The organism is Streptomyces sp. MnatMP-M17 (assembly GCF_900091995.1).
Taxonomy (GTDB): Bacteria; Actinomycetota; Actinomycetes; order Streptomycetales; family Streptomycetaceae; genus Streptomyces.
Genome location: NZ_FMDK01001129.1, coordinates 1 through 1,669 on the forward strand (window position 1 = coordinate 1; position 1,669 = coordinate 1,669).

1 protein-coding gene and 1 pseudogene are annotated in these 1,669 nt (G+C 71.5%); one reads left to right on the forward strand and one right to left on the reverse strand.

What is annotated here, in order from left to right; translation table 11 throughout:
* Positions 1-507: pseudogene (locus GA0115259_RS36855) on the reverse strand (phosphoglucomutase, alpha-D-glucose phosphate-specific); the annotation flags it as partial.
* Positions 508-768: 261 nt separating this feature from the next.
* Here GA0115259_RS36855 and GA0115259_RS36860 point away from each other — a divergent pair.
* A partial coding sequence (locus tag GA0115259_RS36860; protein WP_161230587.1) for an MMPL family transporter occupies positions 769-1,669 on the forward strand: 901 nt, incomplete at its 3' end.

A 1,669-nucleotide genomic window follows, 5' to 3' on the forward strand; every position in this document is an offset into this window, starting at 1 on the left:
CGCCTCGGACCCGGCCGGGCCGCCGCTCGGCGGGTTGTACTTGAAACCGCCGTCGGCGGGCGGATTGTGGGACGGCGTGACCACCACACCGTCGGCGAGCCCCGAGGCACGTCCACGGTTGTGGGCCAGGATGGCGTGCGACACCGCCGGAGTGGGCGTATAGCCGTCGGCACTGTCGACGAGCACGGTCACATCATTGGCGGCGAACACCTCGATCGCCGTCACACGGGCCGGTTCGGACAGTGCGTGGGTGTCCGCGCCCAGGAAGAGCGGCCCGGTGGTGCCCTGTCCGGCCCGGTACTCGCAGATCGCCTGGCTGGTCGCGGCGATGTGGTCCTCGTTGAACGCGGTGGCGAGGGACGATCCGCGGTGCCCGGAGGTCCCGAACGCGACACGCTGGCCCGGCTCGCCCGGGTCCGGGTGCAGCGCGTAGTACGCGGTCACCAGCCGGGCGACATCGATGAGATCCTCCGGCCGGGCCGGCTGTCCCGCTCGTTCGTGCGGCATCTGCCCACTCCTCCAGGTCGGTTGCTGCGATCGGTTCGCGGTCCTATTTTCCCGGGCCGTCGCCGCGCGTGGCGGCTGCCCCACCGCAGGGACGTTCCTGCCGGGCCTGCCCGCCCGGTGGCCGTCCGCCGGCGGCATGACGGGCGGTCAGCTTCCAAGGGCACACCGGATGGAGTACTGAGACCGGCTTTTCCTGACGAACCACATAAAATGCCGACATTTATCGGGCCAGGGCGAGGCCGGCACCCTCGGGGGGACCGTATGACGTCGCAGAGCGAGCACAGCGACACGGACGCGGAAGCGCGGGCAGCTCTTCACGAGGTCCGCGGACTTCAGCGGCTGGGGGAGTGGTGCGCGCGGCGCTTCATCGTCGTTCTGCTGCTCTGGCTGGTCGCGCTCGGCGGGCTGCACGCGCTCCAAGGAGCCTTCGGCGGCACCTACTCCGACAACTTCTCGCTGCCCGGCACGCAGTCGGACGACGGCGCGCGGGTGCTCGCCCGGCACGCGCCCGGTACGGGCGGTATCGGCGCCCAGATCGTCCTGCACGACACGCGCGCGCCTCTGACCGCCGTACGGAGCCAAATCGACCGGGCCGTCGGCTCGCTCCGGGCGCTTCCGCATGTCATCTCCGTGGTGAGCCCGCTGCCCGCGACGCCGTCGGGACCGCCCACGGGCGCGCTGACCGCCGACGGGAGGATCGCGTACATCACCGTGGGATTCGACGCCATTCCCGCTTCGTTCGGCGCCGCCTATCTCCACGGGATCGACCGGGCGGTCGAGCCGCTGCGCGCCGCCGGAGTGCGGGTCGAGTACGGCGGCCCGCTCGGTGAACTCGCCCGGCCCTTGCCGACGGATCTGAACAGCGAGGTCATCGGCTTCGCGGTGGCGGTCACCGTTCTGCTCCTCGGATTCGGCAGTGTCATCGCCGCCGGTGTCCCGCTGCTCACCGCGCTGGTGGGCGTCGCCGTCGGGCTGAGCTGTCTGGGACTGATCGCCGCCGCGTCCACCTTCGCCACTGTCTCGCCGACCCTGGCCACGATGATCGGACTGGGCGTCGGGATCGACTACGCGCTGTTCCTGATCACCCGTCACCGGCAGCAGATCATGGACGGCGCGGATCCGGTGACGGCGGCCGGCCGGGCGGTCGCCACCAGCGGCCGGG